This is a genomic window from Nocardia sp. Marseille-Q1738 (assembly GCF_965283145.1).
Genome location: NZ_CBDIMS010000003.1, coordinates 567323 through 587477, shown reverse-complemented (window position 1 = coordinate 587477; position 20155 = coordinate 567323). Strand labels below are relative to the sequence as shown.

Genomic DNA, 20155 nt, shown 5'->3' with positions numbered 1-20155 from the left:
TGATCGTGGTCGGATGGGAAGTCCAGAAGATCATGGTTCGGCAATCCGATTGGCATTGATCTCGTGTGGCCGCATGGCAACCGCCGCACCGCATCGGGGCTTTCGGCCGCGCAGCACTCGCCGAGCGTGTGGTCACGACCTGCCACGGTCCAAACGGATTTGCGCGACCAGTGCGCGGTGGTCCGCGCCGAGTAGGCCCACCGTCTCCACCGCGACCGCGCGACCCCCAGCGACGAGGACATGGTCGATACCAACCAGGGGCGGCCACCGCTTGTCGGTCGGATAGGTGACCAGGTGTCCAGCGCCCGCCTGTTCGGCGGCGTCGCCGAAACGCCCTGACAACATCGCGCGGTACTGCGAATGGTCGTAGGTCGCGTTGAAGTCGCCACCGACGATCGCCGGCCGATTCGATGGTGACCGCTCGAGAATTGCGCGCAGGCGGGACAACTCGTCGGCCCAGACCTGCGTGCCGAACACCGGTGGAACCGGATGGAAGGCGTACACCGTGACCGGTCCGGCATCCGGGATGTCCGCCGTGGCCGAGAGCTGGTTCAGCACGAATCCGTCGTACTCGACCGTGTCCGACAACGGGTAACTGCTCCATATTCCGGTCCCGCTCGCGGTCCTTCCCGGGGACAGATACCGGTGCGGCAATAACTGGTCGAGCCCCGCCCGGCCGAGATCGTCGACCGCCGCCCGCGTGAGCTCATTGACGGTGAGCACGTCGATGTTCCGCGCGCGCACCTCGTCAACCAGCGCCCGAGGATCAGCTCCGTCGAACAGAAGATTGGCCTGCATCACCGTCACCGCGGGCCCATCCTCAGTACCCGCGCGGCTGACGTACAGCGGAGCCTGAGTCCACATCGCGGCGGCAATGACAACGACCGCCACCCCCGCACCGCTCCATCGTCGCATGGCTACAAACGCCACCGCACCGACGAACGCGGCGCTCATCAGATACGGCGCACCCGAAGCCGCCAAGACCACCATTCGAGACCACGACCGACTGAAGTGCAACGCGACTCCAGCGGCTCCTGCCAGTGTCGCGACCCAGGCGAGTAGGTCGGCGCCGACCCGAACCAATTTCGACATCACACCCGACAGACAAACACACGAGTCCCACAGGGGCCGCTAGCACGCAGCGCCGCGTGCGCTGCGGAACCATCCACAGCACACGCGGCAGGAGCGGCGAATCGACCCGCGCGTTTGCCGAGAATCTCACCAGTCGTTGTAGACGTGTGGGTCCGTCGGTGTCGTTCGCTGGTGCCGATCGGTGAGTTCCGCTGTGGTGTGGACGTATTCACATCGGACCATGACGCCCGCGGCGGCGTGGCCGGCCGACTCGGTGGGCAGCTCCCGGGCCGGTCGCCGGGCCGAAGGACCGGACACTGCGGTCAATGGGAGTCTGGTCTGGGGATGTGGACGCCGGCGGAACGGAGCTCGGTCTCGACAAGCGCGGCCAGCCGGGCCGCGGCCGGTGCCTGCTCTTCGCCGTGGTGGGCGATCAGCTTGTACCGGGTCGCGGCCTCGGTGCGGGCTTGCAGGCCGGTCACGATTTTCAGCTGTGCGGGGTTGGCGAGGTAGTGGTCGGCCATGGCGGTGGCGAGCTCGGCGATGCGGGGGTCGTCCGGTTCCCATGCCGCGGCTTCGGCGGCGCGCTTGCTCAAGGCGACGAACCGGGTGTCTTCGATGGCGTGCTCGACATGGGTGAGGTAGTCGTCGAAGCCTTCTGGGACCAGGGCCTTGGCCAGCACCCAGCCCTCCCGGGCGGCCGCCACCTCGTCCGCGGTGAAGCCGAGGCCGGGCATCCGCTCCAGCAGCGCCACAGCGCGGTCGGGCAGCAGCGCCCGGTTGCCGTCGGCGAGCCGGTGCAGCGTGTCACGCCGGGAGGTCAACTCCTCGATCTGTGCGGTGAGCTGCCGCTCGACGTCGGCGAGTGCGGCGGCGAACGACGCGGCGTCGGCGTCGAGCAGGGACCCGATCTCAGCCAGCGGCACGCCCGCCCCAGCGAGAGTCCGGACCTGCACCAGCCGCAACAACTCGGCCGATCCGTATCGCCGGTAACCGGAGCTGTCGCGTTCGGGCTCTTCGACCAAGCCGAGCTTGTGGTAGTGCCGCACCGTCTTCACCGTGACGCCGACGAATGCCGCCGCCTGCCCGATCGTGACTCCGTTCATCATCTGCTCAGCCTGCCTTGTGATCATGTGGACGGGCCACGCCGAGTTCGTCGAGCCCGGCGTGGCGGTCGCGTTCTGGAGGCACGACCGGAAACGGTCGACCCTCGAGGTGTATGGGTCACAGGTGTTCAGTGCGTCGGCTGAGCCGGATCGGCCTGCCCACCGCAGAACACCTCGTCGACGAGCCTCTGCGTCGCCTTCTGGAACGGCACGGCCAGGGACAGCGCGGCGTCGTCCACATAGTTCAGCGTGGCGGTCAGGGTCTTGCTGCCCTCGGGCGTGCTGAACATCATTGCCGCGTGGCCCGCGGCACCGCCGTTGTGGGTGATGACGGTGCCGCCCCGGCCGGTGTCCTGCACGAACACGCCGAGGCCGTAGCCCATGTTCGGGATGGGCGTCGGGTGCGGCGTGCACATCTCGGCCAGCAGTTCAGCTGGCAGGAGCTTGCCGCCCATCAGCGCGGAGATGAACGTGTGCAGGTCCTGGGTGGTCGAGATCATGTCACCACCGCTGGAGATCCAGGACGGGTTGTGGCGGGTGACGTCGACCGTCTTCTCCTGCCCGGCGTCGTCGTACCGGTAGTAGGCGTGAGCGTGCGGCTCGGCGATCTCCGTCTGGGTGGTCGGTGCCACGGTGCCCGACAGTCCGAGCGGCCCCAGGATCAGCCTCTGCATCTCCTCGGCAACCGAGCGGCCGGTGACCTTCTCGATCAGCAGCCTGGCCAGCACGTAGTTGGTGTTGGAGTAGCTCCAGTCCGTCCCCGGCTCGAACCGTGCGGGCTTGGACAACGCCAGCCGTACCAGCTCCTCCGGCCGGTAGGTCTTGAACCGGTTGTCCAACCACTCTTTGCCCGCGGTGGTAGCGGGAATTCCCGCCGCGAACGTCCCGTCGTCGTAGTACTCGCCGGTGAAGTTGAACACCCCACTGGTGTGCTGCAGCAGCATCCGCACCGTGACCCGCTCGTCCAGCCCGAACTCGGACAGGTAGGCGGCCGCCGGGGTGTCCAGCCCGATCTTGCCCTCGGCCACCAGTTGGAGGACCAGCGTCGCGGTGAAGGTCTTGGTGTTGCTGCCGATCCGGACGTGCCCGTTCGTCGGCGGCTTCGCGGTCTCGCCCAGCTCGCTCACTCCGGCGCTGCCGACCCACTCGCCCCGCTCGTCGTGCACACGCAGCGTGATTCCGGTGAGACCGGATTCGACGATCTCTTCGAGGGCCTTCTGAAGTTCCGGGCGATCCTGCCCGGCGGTAGTCGCCGGCCCGGCCCCGCTGTCCGCGGTGGCCACCCTGGCGGCGTCGAGGGCTGCGGTGATCTTGCGTGCCATCTCGGCTGTGGTGGGGCTGGGCTCGCCCTTGTGGGGCTGGGCGGCTGCGTCGACGGCGACGAGGACCGTGCGGCGGAAGTTGTCGGCTTCGGCCGGATCCTGCTTCTCGAGCAGATTCATGGCCGCGGTCAGGGCCGGCAGTACCTGGTCGGCGAGTGCGGCGACGGTCTTGCCGTTCAGTTGGATGTCCTTGGACTTCGCGGCGAGCACGTGACCGACCAGGCCGGTCGCCGACGTCAGGGCGATGGAGGCGTTCGTGGCGGCCTTGTGGGGCGAGCCGGTGGCGGCCATCAGCGACACCGCGCCGTACGCGGCGGTACGCAGGGTGCTCTTGTCCTGGTCGGAGAGGGTGATGTACATGGCGGTTCGCTCCCTTGATTCTGTTTATGTCCGGGTCGGCGTATGTCGTGGCGTGCCGATGCGACGAGCGTGCACCCTGACCCAAGGTCAACCTCAACCGTGATCTGGCTCACGGTTGCTTTCAGCCGTGCCGCGCACCGCCGGTCAGGCCGTCGCCGTTTGCCGAGAATCTCGTCAGTCGCTCCGGGGCCGCGTCGCCGGTCCAGTGTGAGATCGGCCTTCCAGCCCGGAAGTGAACCCGGATTCTCAATCCGGGTACGGTATGAGGCAACGACTGGTCGGTGTGGACCGGCCGGTGTGGTCACTAGGAGGTTGGCGTGGAACGCACACTGTTCGAACCCGAACACGAGCTGTTCCGGGAGTCGTTCCGCAAGTTTCTGGATCAGCACGTCGCGCCGAACCACGCGCAGTGGGAAGAGCAGGGCATCGTCGACCGGGCGGTCTGGCTCGAGGCCGGTAAGCAGGGCTTCCTCGGCATGGCCATGCCGGAGCAGTACGGCGGCGGCGGGGTGAAGGATTTCCGCTACAACGCCATCGTCGCCGAGGAGTCGGTGCGCGGTCAGTACTCCGGTCTGGGCTTCGCGCTGCACAACGATGTGATCGCGCCTTATCTGCTGGAGCTGGCCAACGACGAGCAGAAACAGCGCTGGTTGCCGGGCTTCTGTTCCGGCGAGATCATCACCGCGATCGCGATGACCGAGCCCGGTACCGGTTCAGACCTACAGGGCATCAAGACCCGCGCGGTACGCGACGGCGACGACTGGATCCTCAACGGCGCCAAGACCTTCATCACCAACGGCATCAACTCCGACATCGTGATCGTGGTCGCGCAGACCGACCCGGACAAGGGCGCGATGGGTTTCAGCCTGTTCGTCGTCGAGCGCGGCATGCCCGGCTTCGAGCGCGGCCGCAATCTGGACAAGCTCGGCCTCAAGGCCCAGGACACCGCCGAGCTGAGCTTCACCGACGTGCGCGTGCCCGGCGCGAACCTGCTGGGCACCGAGGGGATGGGTTTCCTGCACCTCATGCACAACCTGCCGCAGGAACGCCTGTCGATCGCCGTCATGGCGGCCGCGGCAATGGAGTCCTGCCTGGACATGACCATCCAGTACGTCCGCGACCGCAAGGCGTTCGGCAAGCCCATCGGCGCCCAGCAGAACACCCGCTTCGTGCTCGCCGAACTGGCCACCAAGACCACCGCCGTGCGGCTGATGGTGGACAAGTTCATCGAACTGCTCAACGCGGGCAAGCTCTCCGCCGAAGACGCGGCCATGGCCAAGTGGTGGAGCACGGAGGAACAGCTCGACCTGATCAACCGCTGCCTGCAACTGCACGGCGGCTACGGCTACATGAAGGAATACCCGATCGCCAAGGCGTACATGGACGCCCGCGTCCAGACCATCTACGGCGGCACCACCGAGATCATGAAGGAAATCATTGGGCGCAGTTTGAAACTGTCCTGACAATTCCGGCTCTGGCCAGCGGTCCTTCTGCCGCTGGCCAGAGTAGAACTGCCCCAGACTCATTCCGGGGCAGTTCTCGCGTTTCTATGGTCGGCGCGACGCCCTTATGGACGGTTGAACTCGCCGTCTTGCACGCCAGCGGTGAAGGCATCCCACTCGCTCGGCGTGATCATCAACACGGGACCCGATGGGTCCTTGCTATCGCGAACGCCGACGATGCCGCTGCCCAGGTGCGCCACCTCTACGCAGTCCTTCTGCCCGCCGCTCCGGCTGCTCTTGAACCATTTGGCCCCGGATAGGTCGATCATTTCATCAGCTCCTTCATCGTCGTCAGCACCAAGTCTCTAGATGCTGCTGAACTCGCCGCCTTGCACCGCACCGGTGAAGGCATCCCACTCGCCGGGCGTGAACACCAGGGCGGGACCGGTCGGGTCCTTGGAGTCCCGCACGCCGACCATGCCCCCGCCCAGGTGCGCCACCTCCACGCATTCCTTGGCTCCGGTGCTTCGGCTGCTCTTGAACCAGCGTGCCCTGGATAGGTCGATCATTTCCCCAGCTCCTTCATCGCCTTCAGCATCAGGTCTCTGGATGCTGCTTCGGGCAACGCTATCTGCGCCAGCCTCCGGGCTCCCTCCGCATACTGATCCACTTCGACATCGCGCTCCACATAGAGGTCTCCGACGAGTCCCTCCTCGTAGACAAACGGCGGTTCGACCTGATTCGACGTTGGCAGTGGCCGGAATTTGAGCATGACGAACGAACGCATCAACAGCGCTATTGGATTCTCTATCCCGAGCGGTACGACCCGCACTGAGATATTCGGCATTTCAGAGCGCTCGGCCAGGTGCTCGAACTGACACGAAGCGACTCCCTGGCCGCCCACCGGGCAACGTAAGACGGCCTCTGATATGAGGGCATCGAAGCGAAAATCCCCATTGGCCAAAAGATTCTGTCGCTTCATAACCAAGTCGAGTACGCGTTCTACTTCGTCCGGCGGCATGTCCGGACGCCCGGCCCAGATCAGCGCGCGACGATAGTCGCGGGTTTGCAGCAGGCCTGGGACCACGGCCGATTGCCACGAGATGATGTGGCTTGCAGCCTCTTCCAGCGCCAAATAGTAGTTGAAGCCTTTTGGGATCACGTCGGCCAGCGCTCGCCACGAGCCAGCCTTTGACGATGGGGCTTGCCGGATCTCCTGGGCCAAGTCCAGCAGTAGCCTGCGCTCCGCGTCATCGGCCTGGAAGGCGTTGGCCAGGGCATTGATGATCAGATCCGTGGTCTTGGTGACCTTTCCCTCCTCCAAGCGCCCATACGTCTGAGGCGACGTCTCGATGATCCGCGCGGCTGCGCCTTGCGAGATGTCGTTACGCTCCCGCAGCTTTCGCAGCTGGCGGCCCAAGGCTCGTCTCGGCAGTGTAGATCCAGCGGCCATTTCTTCCCCTTGCTAACTGGATGCGTGAAATATGGCATACCCCCGTGGTGGAACGCCCTGTAGCGAAATGATGGCAACTCCACCGCAGATGCACCACGATAGCGCTGCGAATCCCGCTGTGCCCCACGTCTACTGAAGAAGCGCCCGGTGCAGGCCAGCCCCTCGAAAAGGGGGACATCGCCTCGAAGCCCGGAGAGCTGAGCGGCGATGGTCCGGCATCTCGGACGGCCATCCCACCGGACCCTGCACCGGGCGCGTACCAAGACTAGCCAGGAGCGCGGTGTGCCCACAGCGATCATCTTTTTGCGAGCCGAATTGTTCAGCCCGATCGAGACTCGGGACATACAGGAACTGCACTGCGGCAGACTCGCCGCGGCCCACGGCTGCGACGTGCGAAAGACGATCATCGCCGACCAGACCGACCCGATCCCGTGGACGCTCAGGGAAGCCATGGGCCTGGGCTACCAAGTTCTGATCACCTACAGCCTGCCGCACATCAACTTCCGGGCCCCGGAGATCGTGCAGCGCTGCGGCTTGCTCGTCGGCCACCCCTACGGCTGGTACCACAAGGGGCACGTCGGGATCATTGCGGGCATGACGATGGCGCCACCGCGTACGTGGAACTGAAACCCGGAGGGGTGCGCACGAGACGCAAAGTCCGGGAGGCGGCCGAATTCTGGCTCAGCTCGCCGGTCGTGGCGCTGGAGTCATGGTGAGGGCTTCGGGTACGGCGTCGAATGCGTCGCGCACATGCGTTGTGAGCGCGGCTGTATCGAGGTTGTCGGTGTCGGTGCTCCAGGCGTCGAGGGCGCAGTGGAATGCGGCGACGACGATGTCGAGGGCGAGGCGGGGGCGCTGATCGGCGCGAGGATCGATGTCGAAGCGCTCCCGCAGGACCTCGAGGGCGTCGCGGACGGTCCGGGCGCAGAACTGGAGGTTGTTCGCGCCCATCGAGGGGGTGGACTGTGCGAGGCGGTGGCTGCGTGCGGCACGGTCTGCCCAGCCGTCCGGGGGCATCTGATCCAGGGCCGCCAGCATGCTGTCTCGCAGTGTTCGATGCAGCGGTCCGGTGTCCGGTTCGCGGTGGGCCACATCCGCGAGGAAGGCGGCCCACAGGGTTCGCAGCGGTGCCATCGCGACGTCTTCCTTGCTGGTGAAGTTGCGGAAAAAGGTGCGCTTGGAGACGTCGACGGTGTCGCAGAGCTCGTCGAGCGTGACGTTGTCGAAGCCGCGGTCGGTGAACAGTTCCAGAGCAGCGTCGATCAGCGCCTGCCGAGTGCGGTGCTTCTTTCGTTCCCGCAGCGGCAGCCGGTCGATCGCAGCGTCAGCCATGCCAGCAGGATAGCGCACGAACGCCGCTGGATAGCTATCGCCCCTTGACATCATTTGCCACTCAGTGGCACGTTGGGTGCGTGCCGCCGGATGACCGGCGCCACAGCATCCCCTGCTTTCGAAAGGCGTGACATGCGCGCATTGGTTGTCGACCGTTCCGTCCCGTCCGGGTTGCGTGTCGGGGAGGTGGCCGATCCGGAGCCGACGCCGCATCAGGCGGTGGTCCGAGTGACCGCGACCTCACTCAACGATGGGGAGGTCCGGTACGTGCTCGCCGACGCACCCGAGGGTTCGGTACTGGGCTGGGACGCGGCCGGGATCGTGGAGCGGGCGGCCGCCGACGGCTCCGGCCCGCCGGTCGGCACCCCGGTGGTCACTCTCGGCTGGACCGGCGCCTGGGCGGAACTGCGTGCGGTCGATACCGACCTCATCGGCACGGCCCCGGCCGGTGCGGACCTGGCGGCGATCAGCACCGTTCCGGTCGCGGGAGCGAGCGCGCTGCGGTCCTTGCACCGGCTCGGGCCGATTCTGGGGCGGCGGGTGCTGATCACCGGAGCGACCGGCGGCACCGGCCGCTATGCGGTCCAGCTCGCCCGTCTCGGTGGTGCGCACGTCATCGCGTCGACCGGCGATCCGGCCACGCATGCTCCAAGTCTGCGCGAACTCGGCGCGGCCGAGGTCATCAGCGGCCCCGCCGACCTGCGGGCCCCGGTCGACGGTGTGATCGATCTGGTGGGCGGCCCTCAACTCGTCGACGCCTACCAACGCTTGTCGGAGGGTGGCACGGTGGTTGCCGTCGGTCACGCCGCGGGCGTGGACGAGACGTTCCCGTTCGGGGCGTTCTTCGGTGATCAGGGACGCCACGACCGGTCGATCTCGACGTTCTTCCTGCTGGCCTGCACCAACCTCGGCCCGGATCTGAGCTGGCTGGCCGACCGAGTCGCGACCGGTGCGTTGGACCCGAACATCGCCTGGCGCGGGGATTGGACCCAGGTCGGTGACGCTGCCCAGGCATTGCTGTCACGCCGCCTGCACGGCAAGGCAGTGCTGGAACTGCACTGAGACTACGCACACGACAAGCGACACCTTCGTGTTCATTACGGACCGGCTCCCCGGCAGTGCAGCCTTGCCGAGCCGCTGGGGAGCCGCCAGGCCGAGCAAGACGATCACCGAGCCCGATGCGTAGACGCGCCGGAGCGCATTTCGAACGGGCCGATCACGCAACCTGCGCCAGATCCCGAGTTTTGAACTACTTTGCGAGCGTCCGCTGATCGTGAGCAGTACTCAGACACGAGCCGCGGGCAGGGTGACGACGAAGTGGGCGCCGCCGGTTACGCCGTCGGTGACGTGGATGGTGCCCGCGTGGTGCTCGACGACATCGCGGACGATGGCCAGGCCCAGACCCGCGCCGCCTTCGTCGCGGGTGCGGGCGTCGTCCAGGCGGACGAATCGCTGGAAGATGCGGTCTCGGTCGGCGTTGGGCACGCCGGGGCCGTTGTCGGTGACCGTCAGGAGCACAGGTCCGTCGGCGGTGCGTTCCAGGGCGACTCGCACCGTTGAGGTGGCGTGCCGCTGGGCGTTGTCGACGAGGTTGCCGAGCACGCGGGCGAGCTGGGTCCGGCTCCCGGTGACCATGATGGGCTCGTCCGGGACTGCGGTGTCGACGGCGATCCGGTCGCCGACGCGGTGGGCCAGCTCGTCGCGGACGAGGGCGGTCAGGTCGACGCGGTCGGAGCGCGGTTGTTCGCCCGCGTCGAGCCGGGCCAGCAGCAGCAGGTCGGCGGCGAGGTGTTCCAGTCGGACGGTGTCGTCGATCAGCCCGTCCAGTTCCAGTAGGTCCGGATGCGCTTGGGCCACTTCGAGTTGGGTGCGCAGGCTGGCGATGGGGCTGCGCAATTCGTGGGCCGCGTCGGCGATGAACTGGCGCTGACGTTCCGCTGATTTCTCCAAAGCGGCGAGAGTGGCGTTGGTAGTCGTTGCCAGTCTGGCGATTTCGTCGCGTGAGCCGGGTTCGGGAACACGGCGGGAGAGGTCGCCGTCCATGATCTCCGCGAGCTGCGCGCGTATCGCCTCCACCGGGCGGAGCGCACGCCGGGTGACCAGCCAGGTCACGGCGGCGACTACGACGAGCAGTGGCGACAGGCCGATCAGCATGGCTTGGCGCGCGTCCGCCACCGCGCTGTCGGCGGTCTCCAGGGAAGCGCCCGCGTAAACGGTGGCGGGCTGCCCGCCCGGCAGGGTCACCGCCAGCGCGGCGACCCGGTATGGATGCGGTCCGTCCTCGGCGTCCACCGTCAGCCGCACGTCGCCGAATTCCGGCTCGGCCGCCGCGGGATCGGCAGGCGTCGAGGCGCTCTCCTCGTCACCCTCGTCCTGGTCCTGCTCCTCCTCGTCATCCTCTTCGTCGTCGTCCTCGTCGTCGCGGGACTTCGCGTAGGGGCCGAAGTCGGCCATCGGCGGTTTGCCCTGAAGTTCTGGGGCGGCCGCCAAGACTCGGCGGTCAACCGAAACCACTTGCACCGGATGGTCTTCGGCATCGGGCAGCGTCAATCGGGCGGGGTCGCCTGCCGCCGCGAGCTCCACCGCCACATCGCGCGCGGTGGTCTCCGCCTGCAAACTCGCACTCTCCACCAGGTTGTGCCGCAACACCGCCAGCACCGCGAACCCCGCCGCCGTGAGCGCCACCGCGACCACGGCTGTCGCCGCGACGGTGGTGCGCGCACGCACCGATCGCCACCACGCCCGCCTGGGTAACCGGCCGGTCACGCCTCGGCCGCCAGCCGGTAGCCCGCGCCCCGGACGGTGGTGATGGACCGGCGCCCGAACGGCGCGTCGATCTTGCGGCGCAGCGTGCTGATGTAGACCTCGACGATATTCGGGTCGCCGTCATAGGCGAAGTCCCAGACATGGTGCAGGATATCGGCTTTCGACACGACCTCCCCGGCGCGCACGGCCAGGTGTTCGAGGACGGCGAACTCCTTGGCGGTGAGCGTGACGTCCTGCGAGCCGCGGCGGCAGGTGCGCGTGCCGGGATCCACGATCAGATCGCCGACGCGCAGAACTCGCGCGCCGCCGCGGGTCCGGCGGCGCAGCAGGGCGCGGATGCGGGCCAGCAGCACCAGATAGGAGAAGGGCTTGCTGAGGTAGTCGTCGGCTCCGGTGTCCAGACCTTCGGCCTCGTCGTATTCGCCGTCCTTCGCGGTGAGCATGAGCACCGGCGTCTCGTTGCCCGCGGCGCGCAGCGCGGCGCACACCCGGTAGCCGTTCATGCCGGGCAGCATGATGTCGAGGATGATCAGGTCGTAGTCCGTGGTGGTCGCCAGATGCAGGCCCTCGGCGCCGTCGTGCACCACGTCCACGGCAAATCCCTCGGCCGACAACCCTTTTGCCAGAGTGAGAGCCAACCGCTTTTCGTCCTCGACGATCAACAAACGCACCCGCTAAGGGTGGCAGATGGATGCTGAAACGGTCTTCAGGTGGCTTCAGCTTGCCTTCAGCTTCCTCTTGCGACAGTGGTCGCAGCATTCGAGATCGACACTCCCGCAGGAGGTTCCCATGACAACCGCTTTCCGCCGCGCCTACGCAGGGCTTCGCTGGATCATCGTCGGCGCCGCCGTCGCGGCGGTCGTCGCCGGTGTGAGCTTCGCCCTCGGCGCTGTCGCGACCGGCGGCCACGACCACACCGTCGCCTTCCATCCGTCCGGGCGGGACTGGTCGCTGGTCGCGGACCCCGGCCTCAACAGGCAGCAGGCCATCGACAAAGCGATCGAGGCCGTGCCCGGCGGGCGCGTCGATTCCGCCGAACTCGACACCGACCGCGGTACCCCGGTGTGGGAGGTCGAGCTGACCACGCCCGACGGTGTGGAGCACGAGGTGACCATCGATGCGAACAGCGGCAAGGTGCTCGCGAAGGTCAACCACGACTGATCCCGCGCGATCCCTGCCGAAGCGTATGTGACGCAGCGCGGTTGGATATGCAGAAGGGGTTGCTACCGGGCGGCCGAGACCACTGAGGAGGTCTCGGCCATGCCCGGTTTCCGGCCGTATGTGGGCCGCGGTGAGCAACCATGTGGACGCCTCGACCAAGTTCCGGTGTGTGACCTGGAGGCGTGGGTACTGCGTCAGGTCGAGGTCACCGATCGGCGGCTCGCACGCTCGACGTCGCGGCCGGTAGCTCAGTGCGAAATGTGGTTGTCCTGGGGCCGGTCAATGGCCGCGCGGAACACCGCGCGGCCATTGGTCTTTAGCCGGGCCTGTGGTCAGATCTTGCGGATGACCGTGACGACCTTGCCGAGGATCTGGGCGTCGTTGCCGGGGATCGGCTCGAAGACGGGGTTGTGCGGCATCAGCCAGACGTCCTTGCCGGTGCGTTTGAACGTCTTCACCGTGGCCTCGCCCTCGATCATCGCCGCGACGATATCGCCGTTGTCGGCGACGTTCTGCTGCCGCACCACCACCCAGTCGCCATCGCAGATCGCGGCGTCGATCATGGACTGACCGACCACCTTCAACAGGAACAGCGAACCGTCGCCGACCAGTTCGCGCGGCAGCGGGAAGACGTCCTCGACGGCCTGCTCGGCCAGGATCGGACCACCGGCGGCGATGCGGCCGAGCACCGGGACGAACGTGGGCACCGGCCGATCGGCCTCCGCGACGACCTCGGTGTCGTCCACCGCGGTGACCGGCAGGCTGGTCACCGACCGCACCACTTCGTCGAAGCCTCGGACGTCCACCGCGCGTGGACGGTTCGGATCGCGGCGCAGGTAGCCCTTGCGTTCCAAGGCCCGCAGCTGATGGGCCACCGACGAGGTGGACGTGAGTCCCACGGCGTCGCCGATCTCCCGGATACTCGGCGGGTAGCCGCGCTCGCTCACCGAGGTCCGGATCACCTCCAGCACTTTGCGCTGACGCACGGTGAGATCCGCCCCGGTCCCCGTCGAGTCGGTGCCGCTTTCGGTCTCGTCACCCGTGTCGTCTGTGTGCCTCACCGCAACCGCCCTTTCCTGCTGTGCCCGGCCGGTCCGCCCGGCGCGTGTGTTCCTGGCTTGTCAAGTCTTCGGTCCTTCGAATCTAGTCCGGTAACGCCGATGTATCAAACATCTGTTCGACGCATGTCGGGCGTTTCTGGTGACTTTGTCGACCGGGCGTGGTAGAAATCGAACATCAGTTCTTCGAACACTTGATCGAATGCAGAGGGAACAAGTGTTCGAACCGCGAGTATCGGCTCGAACGGCGGCGGAGCACCCACTACGGAGGTTTGTCCGATGAGCACTGCGATCAGCGAGATCACCCCATCGATCGGCAGGACGGACGCGGCGCTCGAGCGCCGCATCGCCGACCTGGGTACGGCGGACGACGAGCTCGGCTATGACACCGCCCGGCGAGTGCTGCGTGGCGGCGCGCGATCGCGGGCACTCGCGCCAGCGCATCGGTCCGCGGTCGATCGGCGCCCGCGCGATTCACGCCCTGGCGGCGGTGTGGTCGGATATGGCGACGGCACACAGGCTTTCGGGCGGCGGCAAGCCACTGGAGCGCATCCGATGCGTCGCGTCGAGCAGGCGCAGATCGGGTTCGCCGCGCTCGCCGTCGCGGCACTGCTCACCGCGTTGGTGGTGGCGGGGCTGATCGCGCTGGCGCACGCGCGGGCAGGTGAATGGGGCGGCGGGTCCGGTGGATCGGTCCCCGCGGTGGTGGACGGCACGGAGGGGCGCGGTGCTGCGCACCCGCACTGACGGGGAAATCGGCCACCGGAGGCGGCCGGAATTGTTGATCGTAAAACTAGAACGTGTTGCTACCGTGCTGAAAACGTGATCTGGGCAACACTGCCCGAACGATATCGGGACCTTTCAGCACATGACACTTCTCGCCGCAGGCCGCTCGGTCCGCGTCTTCGCCCGGGCCGCCGGATTGTCCCTGTGCCTTCTCTTCGGACTCGGCACGCAGCCGACCGCGCACGCGGAGCCCGTGTACGCGGCCTACCTCGATCTGCCCTCCGTCAACGGGGACGGTGTGGGCGCGGGTGGTCTGAACCCCCTTCTGCCGCTCGAAGAATCAATTTTGGCGGAGGCGGTGCGGCAGGCGCGGGCCGACGACGTGGCCCCACGCCGGTATGCGACGTTGCTGCACCAGTATTGGTTGGTGGTCGCCACCCGCAACGCCGCGATCGACTTGGCGGCTTGGGATCCCGCTCGTGGCGCACGGGCGAACGAGCGCACGTTCAACCAGGTGTACGTCAACTACCTGCGACTGGCCACCCAGCGGCCGGAGTTCTACTGGGCGGGCCTGGCCGGGATCGCGGGTGGATCCTTCGCCTCCGGATTCTTCGACATGAGCGACGTGGGTGTGGTGCTGGACGTCCCCGGCATCCATCAGCTCGGCAACGCGGTGGCCGATCTGCTGCGCGCCACCCCGCCGGAATTGGTGCGGGCGCTCCCGGAGGACATCCGGCTGCTGGCCACTGAGGGCTCCCGGCTCAGCGCCGAGGACGTCGCCTGGTACCAGACCCGCTTGATGATCATGCAGAAGCACATCTTCACGGATCTGGTGCCGATGCACGAAGCGTACGTCGCACTCGGTATGCGCGGCATCGATGAGATGTACGCGGCGGGCGTGCTCGACGACGACATCCGCACCGCCTGGCAGTCGATCGCCGCTGGCACCGAGAACGGCTACATCGACGCGCTGATCCGGATGACCGACCGGGAGCAGAACCGCATCGTCGCCGACCAGTGGGACGAGACGGCGGCGGGCCGTGCACCCATGGGTCGTGTCCTGACCTATGTCAGCACCGTCGCGGGCAAACCCGGCGTCCCTGGCGTCCGCGCGCCCGGTGTATTCGCCCCGACCACGGTCCGCGCCGATGTTTCGGGCCGCATCCTGGCGCTGCGCGCTCCGCTGCCCGACTTCAACTGGGCCGACCGGGAGACCCGCTGGGACTACATCACCGGTGACCTGGTGCCGCGCCACATCGATATGGAAACCGACCGCGTACTGGCCGGCGCCGTCCTCGGCGAGTCCTTCTGGAGCAAGCTCGCCCGCGGCCGCCTGGCGGCACGATTGCCGGACCTCCTGACGGACCTGACCGGGCACTGGCAGCTCACCGGATGAGCGCGCCGATCCGCCGTCGGCCGGGGTGAGCCGGGCGATCCGGGCACCCGGGCGGGTATTCTCGAAGTGTTATGCAGGTATTCCGCGTGTCGAACGGGGAATACTTGGTGCCGGGGTATAGACCTCTGTACACGTGCTCGCCGGAACGATCACCGCGATCGGTAGCCGGTCCGGACGCGAGCACGCGCATCGACGAAGGATTTCTCGGATGCATTGCCCGTACTGCCGACACCCAGACTCCCGGGTTGTGGACTCGCGCGAGGCCGACGAAGGCGCGGCCATTCGCCGTCGCCGTGCCTGTCCGCAGTGTGGGCGGCGGTTCACCACGGTGGAAACCGCGATCCTGTCCGTCGTCAAGCGCAGTGGGGTCACCGAGCCGTTCAGTCGCGAGAAGGTCATCCGCGGTGTGCGCCGCGCGTGCCAGGGCCGCGAAGTCGACGACGACGCGCTGAACCTGCTCGCGCAGCAGGTGGAAGACACGGTGCGCGCCAAGGGTTCTCCGGAGGTGCCCAGCCACGAGGTGGGCTTGGCCATTCTGGGGCCGCTGCGCGACTTGGACGAGGTGGCCTACCTCCGGTTCGCCTCGGTCTACCGGTCGTTCACCTCGGCCGAGGATTTCGAACGCGAGATCCTCCAGATGCGCCAGGCGCGCGCCGAGGCACTGTCGGGCGCCGACTGACTCAGCGCCGTATCGCGGCGATGGCCTTCTCGATTCGCTTGGCGGAGACCGGGAATGGGGTGCCGAGCTTCTGTGCGAAGAGGCTGACGCGGAATTCCTCGATCATCCACCAGATGTCCGTGACAGCGGGCGTGTTCCTGCGGTGCTCGGGCAGCGAGCCGACCAGGCGGTCGTAGGCGGCCAGCGCCCGATCGAGTTCGGCCATGCCCTGGCGATCGCGAACCGCAGAGCCGGGCAGCGCTTCCAGACGCAGCACCGCCGCCCGCAGATAGCGGGGGAGTTCGCGCAGCCTGGCGCTGCCCGACTCGGCGACGAAGCCACGGAATACCAGGTTGTCGAGCTGCTCGCGCACGTCCTCGGCGATGTCGCGCTCGCTCGTCCGCGCGAGCGCCACCGAAACCTGATGGGCCTCAGCCAGAATCGGCACCACCGAGCGAACGAAGCGCGCGACGGCGGAGGCGAAGTCCGGACGAATCCGGGCCACGAGAGCGTCGAACGCCGCCGGGTCGCGGACCGGACCGCCTGCGGCCGCGACCAGCTCGTCGGCGGCGGCCGCGCGGCAGTCCTCGATCAACGCCTCCAGCGAGCCGTACGGGTTCTGGCTCAGCGCGAGCCGGTCGGTAGGCGATAGACCGGCGGTAGCGGTGCGGACCGAGGTGGGCAGCGCATGCAGCAGCAGCGCCCTGGTACCCAGGCGCATCGCGGCGGCTTGCTCGGCGGGGGAGCTCAGCACCCGGACCGCTACGCCGTCGCCTTCCGCGACCAGCGCGGGATACCCCGTGACGGTCTGACCGGCCACCTCCCGGCGCACCGTCGGCTCGACGGTGCCGAGCGACTCGGAGGTCCACACCGTGGCGGGCGGGCGTTCCGCGCCCGCCGTCGCGCGGGCCACTGAGGCGGAAACCTGTTCGGCGAGCTGCGTTTTCAGTGCGGAGAGGCTCTTGCCACGAGCGACCGCCGTACCGTCGCCACCGATGGCCGCGAAGGTCATCCGCAGGTGGTCGGGCAGCGCGGAGGGATCGAAGTCGGACGGAGCGATCGAGACCGAACCCAATCGGGACAGCTCCCGCGCCAGGCCGGTACGCAGTGGTTCGGCGCGTGGAGTCAGCGCGGCCAGGGCGGCGGCGGCGAAGTCCGGCGCCGGAACGACGCTGCGGCGCAAGGTCTTCGGCAGCGTCTTGATCAGCGCCGCGGCCAGCTCTTCGCGCATCCCGGGCACCAGCCAGTCGAAACCGACGGCGCGGACGTGGGCGAGCTGTTCCACCGGGATGCGCACCGTGACGCCGTCGTCGTCATTGCCCGGCTCGAACTGGTAGGTGAGTGGGAAGCTGAGCTCGCCTTGACGCCAGGAGTCGGGGAAGTCCGCCGGGTCGAGCGCGGCGGCGCCCTCGTTGATCACCGTGGTGGTGGAGAAGTCCAGCAGCGTGGGCTCCGTGCGCCGGGCGGTCCGCCACCAGCTGTCGAAGTGCCGCACCGAGACGATATCGGCGGGCAGGCGTTTGTCGTAGAACTCGTACAAGACCTCGTCGTCGACGAGGATGTCGCGGCGGCGCACGCGGTGCTCCAAGTCGGCGACGTCGTCGAGCAGCGCACGATTACGGTGGAAGAACTCGTGCCGGGTCTGCCACTCACCTTGGACCAAGGCGTGTCTGATGAACAGCTCACGCGACAACTCGGGATCGATCCGGCCGTAGTCGACGGGTCTGCCGGTGACCAGCGGGATGCCATACAAGGTGACGCGCTCGTAGGCGCGCGCAGCGCCCCGCTTGGCCGACCAGTGCGGCTCGGAGTAGGTTCGTTTGACCAGGTCGCCCGCGAGTCGTTCGGCCCATTCGGGCTCGATCTTCGCGGTCATCCGGCCCCACAGACGCGACGTTTCGACCAGCTCGGCGGCCATCACCCAGCGGGGCGGCTTCTTCGCCAGCGACGAACCGGGGAAGATCATGAACTTGGCGTTGCGCGCGCCGAGGAACTCCCTGGACTCCGCCTCCCTGACACCGATGTGCGAGAGCATGCCCGCCAGCAGCGCCTGATGGATGGCGGTGGAATCCCAAGGGACACCGTCGTCGTCGCCTGCCTGCGCGATGGCGGACCGGGCGCGGTCGGCGCCGGGTCGTCCGTCGGTTCGCGTGCGTGCCGACCCGCCGCGGCGGGTTCGGTTGCCGGACTTGCGATCCGGCGCCGCCGCTTCGCGCTCACCGCGCGGCGCGGTGTCGGCTGACGGGTCCGCGTGGGCCGACCAGCCGAGTCCCTTGGTGATCGTGCGCAGTTGCCCGTGCAGGTCCTGCCACTCCCGGATCCGCAGGTAGTGCAGGAACTCCTCCCGGCACATGCGCCGGAACTGGTTGGACGACAACGTCTTGCGCTGCCCGCCGAGGTACTCCCACAGCCGCAGGTAGGCCAGGAAGTCCGAACCCTCGACGGTGAACCGCGCGTGTTTGGTGTCGGCGGCCTGCTGCTGCTCGGCGGGTCGCTCCCGCACGTCCTGGATCGACAGCGCCGCGACGATGACCAGCACGTCGGCCAGGCAGCCGTTGCGGTGCGCCTCCACCAGCATCCGCGCCATCCTGGGGTCCACCGGCAGCTGGGCCATCTCGCGCCCGATCGGCGTCAGCGACAAAGCCGTATCGTCCTCACGGCGGCTTTCCTTGTCCGGGCGGTCACCGTTCGCCTCTTGTGCCGCAGCGGTATTCGCCCGCGATGCGGGTTTGCCGTCGCGTCGCGCGAGTGCCCCCAGCTCTTCGAGCAGGGCGATGCCGTCGCGTATCGCGCGACGGTCCGGAGCCTCTACGAACGGGAAGTTCTCGATGTCACCGAGTCCGAGCGCGGTCATCTGCAGGATGACGGCGGCCAGGTTGGTGCGCAGGATCTCGGGTTCGGTGAAGGCGGGCCGGGACTCGAAATCGTCCTCGGAGTACAGCCGGATGCAGATACCGTCGGCCACCCGGCCGCACCGCCCGGACCGCTGCCGCGCCGATGCCTGCGACACCGGTTCGATCGGCAAACGCTGCACCTTGGTCCGCATCGAATACCGCGAGATCCGTGCGGTCCCCGGGTCGACGACGTACCGGATGCCGGGCACCGTCAGCGAGGTCTCCGCGACGTTGGTCGCCAGCACCACCCGCCGCCCGGTGTGCGGAGTGAACACCCGATGCTGCTCGGCGGTGGACAGCCGGGCGTACAGCGGGAGGATCTCGGTGCGTGGCAGTTTCAGATCGCGCAGCGCGTCGGCGGTGTCGCGGATCTCGCGTTCGCCGGACAGGAACACCAGCACGTCGCCATCGCCCGCGGCGAACAGTTCGGTGACCGCGTCGCCGATCGCGTCCACCGGGTCCCGGTCGACGGTCCCGGTGTCCTCGTCGTCTTCGTCGTCGACGGCAGCCGGAAGCTCGAGCGGCCGGTAGCGAATCTCCACCGGGTACGAACGGCCGGAAACCTCGACAATGGGGGCGGGAGTGCCTTTCTCGTCCGCGAAATGCCTGGCGAACAGCTCCGGATCGATCGTCGCCGAGGTGATGATCACCTTGAGGTCGGGCCGACGCGGGAGCAGCTGCTCGAGGTAGCCGAGCAGGAAATCGATATTGAGGCTGCGTTCGTGCGCCTCGTCGATGATGATCGTGTCGTAGCGGCGCAGCAGCCGGTCGCGCTGGATCTCGGCGAGCAGGATGCCGTCGGTCATCAGCTTGATCAGCGTGTGCTCGGAGGCCTGGTCGGTGAACCGCACCGTGTAGCCGACGACATCGCCGAGTTCGGTGCCGAGTTCCTCGGCGATGCGTTCGGCGACGGTGCGCGCGGCCAGCCTGCGCGGCTGGGTGTGTCCGATGGTGCCGCGGATGCCGCGGCCGAGCTCGAGGCAGATCTTGGGGATCTGGGTGGTTTTGCCGGAACCGGTCTCACCCGCGACGATCACCACCTGGTGTGCCGCGATGGCCGCGGCGATGTCGTCGCGGCGGGCGCTGACCGGCAGCTGCTCCGGATAGCGGACCCGCGGCACGGCGGCGCGGCGTGCCTCGACCCGGAGTTCGGCCGCCGCGATCTCGGCTTCCACCGCGCTCAGGTCGCCATCGCGGGCCCGGTCGAGCCGACGCCGCAGCCGGTGTTCGTCGCGAAGGGAGAGATTCGCCAGACGGGTGCGAAGTTCGCGGGAATCGGTGGCGGCTGTCCTGGTCATTGCTCGACCAGCCTAGCGAAACCCGCCACCGGATATTTTTCCCAGGCGGCGGGCGCGGTTGCCGAGCGGGTGCCGGGGGCCTGCTCGATCCCGGTCGGGGGCCGCCGATGTG

18 protein-coding genes are annotated in these 20155 nt (G+C 67.8%); 7 read left to right on the top strand and 11 right to left on the bottom strand.

What is annotated here, in order from left to right:
* Nucleotides 1-132: 132 nt before the first annotated feature.
* The 3 genes from ACWPXK_RS16235 to ACWPXK_RS16225 all read right to left on the bottom strand — a co-directional run bounded on the left by ACWPXK_RS16235 (nt 133) and on the right by ACWPXK_RS16225 (nt 3859).
* Nucleotides 133-990 carry an endonuclease/exonuclease/phosphatase family protein gene (locus tag ACWPXK_RS16235; RefSeq protein WP_454197057.1) on the bottom strand — a complete coding sequence of 286 codons (858 nt, stop codon included), beginning with the start codon at nt 988-990 and terminating at the stop codon, nt 133-135.
* A 404-nt stretch (nt 991-1394) separates the two neighbouring features.
* Nucleotides 1395-2180, bottom strand: coding sequence for a MerR family transcriptional regulator (locus ACWPXK_RS16230; RefSeq protein WP_454196939.1), 786 nt, complete (start codon nt 2178-2180; stop codon nt 1395-1397).
* Between the two features lie 125 nt (nt 2181-2305).
* Nucleotides 2306-3859 carry a serine hydrolase domain-containing protein gene (locus ACWPXK_RS16225; RefSeq protein ID WP_454196938.1) on the bottom strand — a complete coding sequence of 518 codons (1554 nt, stop codon included), beginning with the start codon at nt 3857-3859 and terminating at the stop codon, nt 2306-2308.
* Between the two features lie 317 nt (nt 3860-4176).
* On the opposite strand from ACWPXK_RS16225, the gene ACWPXK_RS16220 reads away from it, so the two are divergent.
* On the top strand, nt 4177-5322 hold the full coding sequence (locus ACWPXK_RS16220) for an acyl-CoA dehydrogenase family protein (RefSeq protein WP_454196937.1): 1146 nt from the start codon (nt 4177-4179) through the stop codon (nt 5320-5322).
* Nucleotides 5323-5426: 104 nt separating this feature from the next.
* On the opposite strand, the gene ACWPXK_RS16215 is transcribed toward ACWPXK_RS16220, so the two are convergent.
* Genes ACWPXK_RS16215 through ACWPXK_RS16205 form a run of 3 tightly spaced genes read right to left on the bottom strand, consistent with a single transcriptional unit; the run spans nt 5427 to nt 6721 of the window.
* Entirely contained in the window at nt 5427-5630 is a 204-nt protein-coding gene (locus tag ACWPXK_RS16215) for a DUF397 domain-containing protein (protein WP_454196936.1), read from the bottom strand.
* Between the two features lie 36 nt (nt 5631-5666).
* Nucleotides 5667-5870, bottom strand: coding sequence for a DUF397 domain-containing protein (locus ACWPXK_RS16210; RefSeq protein ID WP_454196935.1), 204 nt, complete (start codon nt 5868-5870; stop codon nt 5667-5669).
* Nucleotides 5867-6721 carry a helix-turn-helix domain-containing protein gene (locus tag ACWPXK_RS16205; protein ID WP_454196934.1) on the bottom strand — a complete coding sequence of 285 codons (855 nt, stop codon included), beginning with the start codon at nt 6719-6721 and terminating at the stop codon, nt 5867-5869. The genes ACWPXK_RS16210 and ACWPXK_RS16205 overlap by 4 nt, the downstream gene beginning before the upstream one ends.
* A 315-nt stretch (nt 6722-7036) precedes the next feature.
* On the opposite strand from ACWPXK_RS16205, the gene ACWPXK_RS16200 reads away from it, so the two are divergent.
* Nucleotides 7037-7381: a hypothetical protein gene (locus ACWPXK_RS16200; RefSeq protein ID WP_454196933.1), complete on the top strand. Its 345-nt coding sequence runs from the start codon at nt 7037-7039 to the stop codon at nt 7379-7381.
* A 54-nt stretch (nt 7382-7435) separates the two neighbouring features.
* On the opposite strand, the gene ACWPXK_RS16195 is transcribed toward ACWPXK_RS16200, so the two are convergent.
* The gene (locus ACWPXK_RS16195; protein WP_454196932.1) at nt 7436-8086 is read right to left on the bottom strand and encodes a TetR/AcrR family transcriptional regulator; all 651 of its coding nucleotides are present in this window, start codon (nt 8084-8086) and stop codon (nt 7436-7438) included.
* A gap of 132 nt (nt 8087-8218) precedes the next feature.
* Here ACWPXK_RS16195 and ACWPXK_RS16190 point away from each other — a divergent pair, with 132 nt between their 5' ends.
* Nucleotides 8219-9148 (top strand): zinc-binding dehydrogenase, encoded by a 930-nt coding sequence (locus ACWPXK_RS16190; protein WP_454196931.1) that lies wholly within the window; start codon nt 8219-8221, stop codon nt 9146-9148.
* A gap of 222 nt (nt 9149-9370) precedes the next feature.
* On the opposite strand, the gene ACWPXK_RS16185 is transcribed toward ACWPXK_RS16190, so the two are convergent.
* Entirely contained in the window at nt 9371-10813 is a 1443-nt protein-coding gene (locus tag ACWPXK_RS16185; RefSeq protein ID WP_454196930.1) for a sensor histidine kinase, read from the bottom strand.
* A 35-nt stretch (nt 10814-10848) separates the two neighbouring features.
* Complete coding sequence (locus tag ACWPXK_RS16180) at nt 10849-11523, bottom strand: response regulator (RefSeq protein WP_454196929.1); 675 nt, start codon at nt 11521-11523, stop codon at nt 10849-10851.
* A gap of 118 nt (nt 11524-11641) precedes the next feature.
* Here ACWPXK_RS16180 and ACWPXK_RS16175 point away from each other — a divergent pair, with 118 nt between their 5' ends.
* Nucleotides 11642-12013, top strand: coding sequence for a PepSY domain-containing protein (locus ACWPXK_RS16175; protein ID WP_454196928.1), 372 nt, complete (start codon nt 11642-11644; stop codon nt 12011-12013).
* A gap of 332 nt (nt 12014-12345) precedes the next feature.
* Here ACWPXK_RS16175 and lexA read toward each other — a convergent pair whose 3' ends face one another.
* Nucleotides 12346-13074 (bottom strand): transcriptional repressor LexA, encoded by a 729-nt coding sequence (gene lexA, locus ACWPXK_RS16170; protein WP_454196927.1) that lies wholly within the window; start codon nt 13072-13074, stop codon nt 12346-12348.
* 276 nt (nt 13075-13350) lie between these two features.
* Between lexA and ACWPXK_RS16165 the strand changes: the two genes are divergently transcribed.
* From ACWPXK_RS16165 to nrdR, 3 genes are all read left to right on the top strand, one after another.
* Nucleotides 13351-13818 carry a hypothetical protein gene (locus ACWPXK_RS16165; RefSeq protein WP_454196926.1) on the top strand — a complete coding sequence of 156 codons (468 nt, stop codon included), beginning with the start codon at nt 13351-13353 and terminating at the stop codon, nt 13816-13818.
* A 121-nt stretch (nt 13819-13939) separates the two neighbouring features.
* Nucleotides 13940-15193, top strand: a complete 1254-nt coding sequence (locus tag ACWPXK_RS16160; RefSeq protein WP_454196925.1) for a hypothetical protein — start codon at nt 13940-13942, stop codon at nt 15191-15193.
* Between the two features lie 208 nt (nt 15194-15401).
* Entirely contained in the window at nt 15402-15872 is a 471-nt protein-coding gene (gene nrdR, locus ACWPXK_RS16155; protein WP_364326097.1) for a transcriptional regulator NrdR, read from the top strand.
* Nucleotide 15873: 1 nt separating this feature from the next.
* Here the strand turns inward: nrdR and hrpA are convergent, their stop codons facing one another.
* On the bottom strand, nt 15874-20043 hold the full coding sequence (gene hrpA, locus ACWPXK_RS16150) for an ATP-dependent RNA helicase HrpA (RefSeq protein ID WP_454196924.1): 4170 nt from the start codon (nt 20041-20043) through the stop codon (nt 15874-15876).
* Nucleotides 20044-20155: the final 112 nt, after the last annotated feature.

Coding starts and splice junctions, on each gene's coding strand:
- ACWPXK_RS16235 (WP_454197057.1), bottom strand. CDS start 990: ATGGTGGTCTTGGCGGCTTCGGGTGCGCCGTATCTGATGAGCGCCGCG.
- ACWPXK_RS16195 (WP_454196932.1), bottom strand. CDS start 8,086: ATGGCTGACGCTGCGATCGACCGGCTGCCGCTGCGGGAACGAAAGAAG.
- nrdR (WP_364326097.1), top strand. CDS start 15,402: ATGCATTGCCCGTACTGCCGACACCCAGACTCCCGGGTTGTGGACTCG.
- ACWPXK_RS16215 (WP_454196936.1), bottom strand. CDS start 5,630: ATGATCGACCTATCCGGGGCCAAATGGTTCAAGAGCAGCCGGAGCGGC.
- ACWPXK_RS16230 (WP_454196939.1), bottom strand. CDS start 2,180: ATGATGAACGGAGTCACGATCGGGCAGGCGGCGGCATTCGTCGGCGTC.
- ACWPXK_RS16190 (WP_454196931.1), top strand. CDS start 8,219: ATGCGCGCATTGGTTGTCGACCGTTCCGTCCCGTCCGGGTTGCGTGTC.
- ACWPXK_RS16160 (WP_454196925.1), top strand. CDS start 13,940: ATGACACTTCTCGCCGCAGGCCGCTCGGTCCGCGTCTTCGCCCGGGCC.
- ACWPXK_RS16165 (WP_454196926.1), top strand. CDS start 13,351: ATGAGCACTGCGATCAGCGAGATCACCCCATCGATCGGCAGGACGGAC.
- ACWPXK_RS16175 (WP_454196928.1), top strand. CDS start 11,642: ATGACAACCGCTTTCCGCCGCGCCTACGCAGGGCTTCGCTGGATCATC.
- ACWPXK_RS16225 (WP_454196938.1), bottom strand. CDS start 3,859: ATGTACATCACCCTCTCCGACCAGGACAAGAGCACCCTGCGTACCGCC.
- hrpA (WP_454196924.1), bottom strand. CDS start 20,043: ATGACCAGGACAGCCGCCACCGATTCCCGCGAACTTCGCACCCGTCTG.
- ACWPXK_RS16210 (WP_454196935.1), bottom strand. CDS start 5,870: ATGATCGACCTATCCAGGGCACGCTGGTTCAAGAGCAGCCGAAGCACC.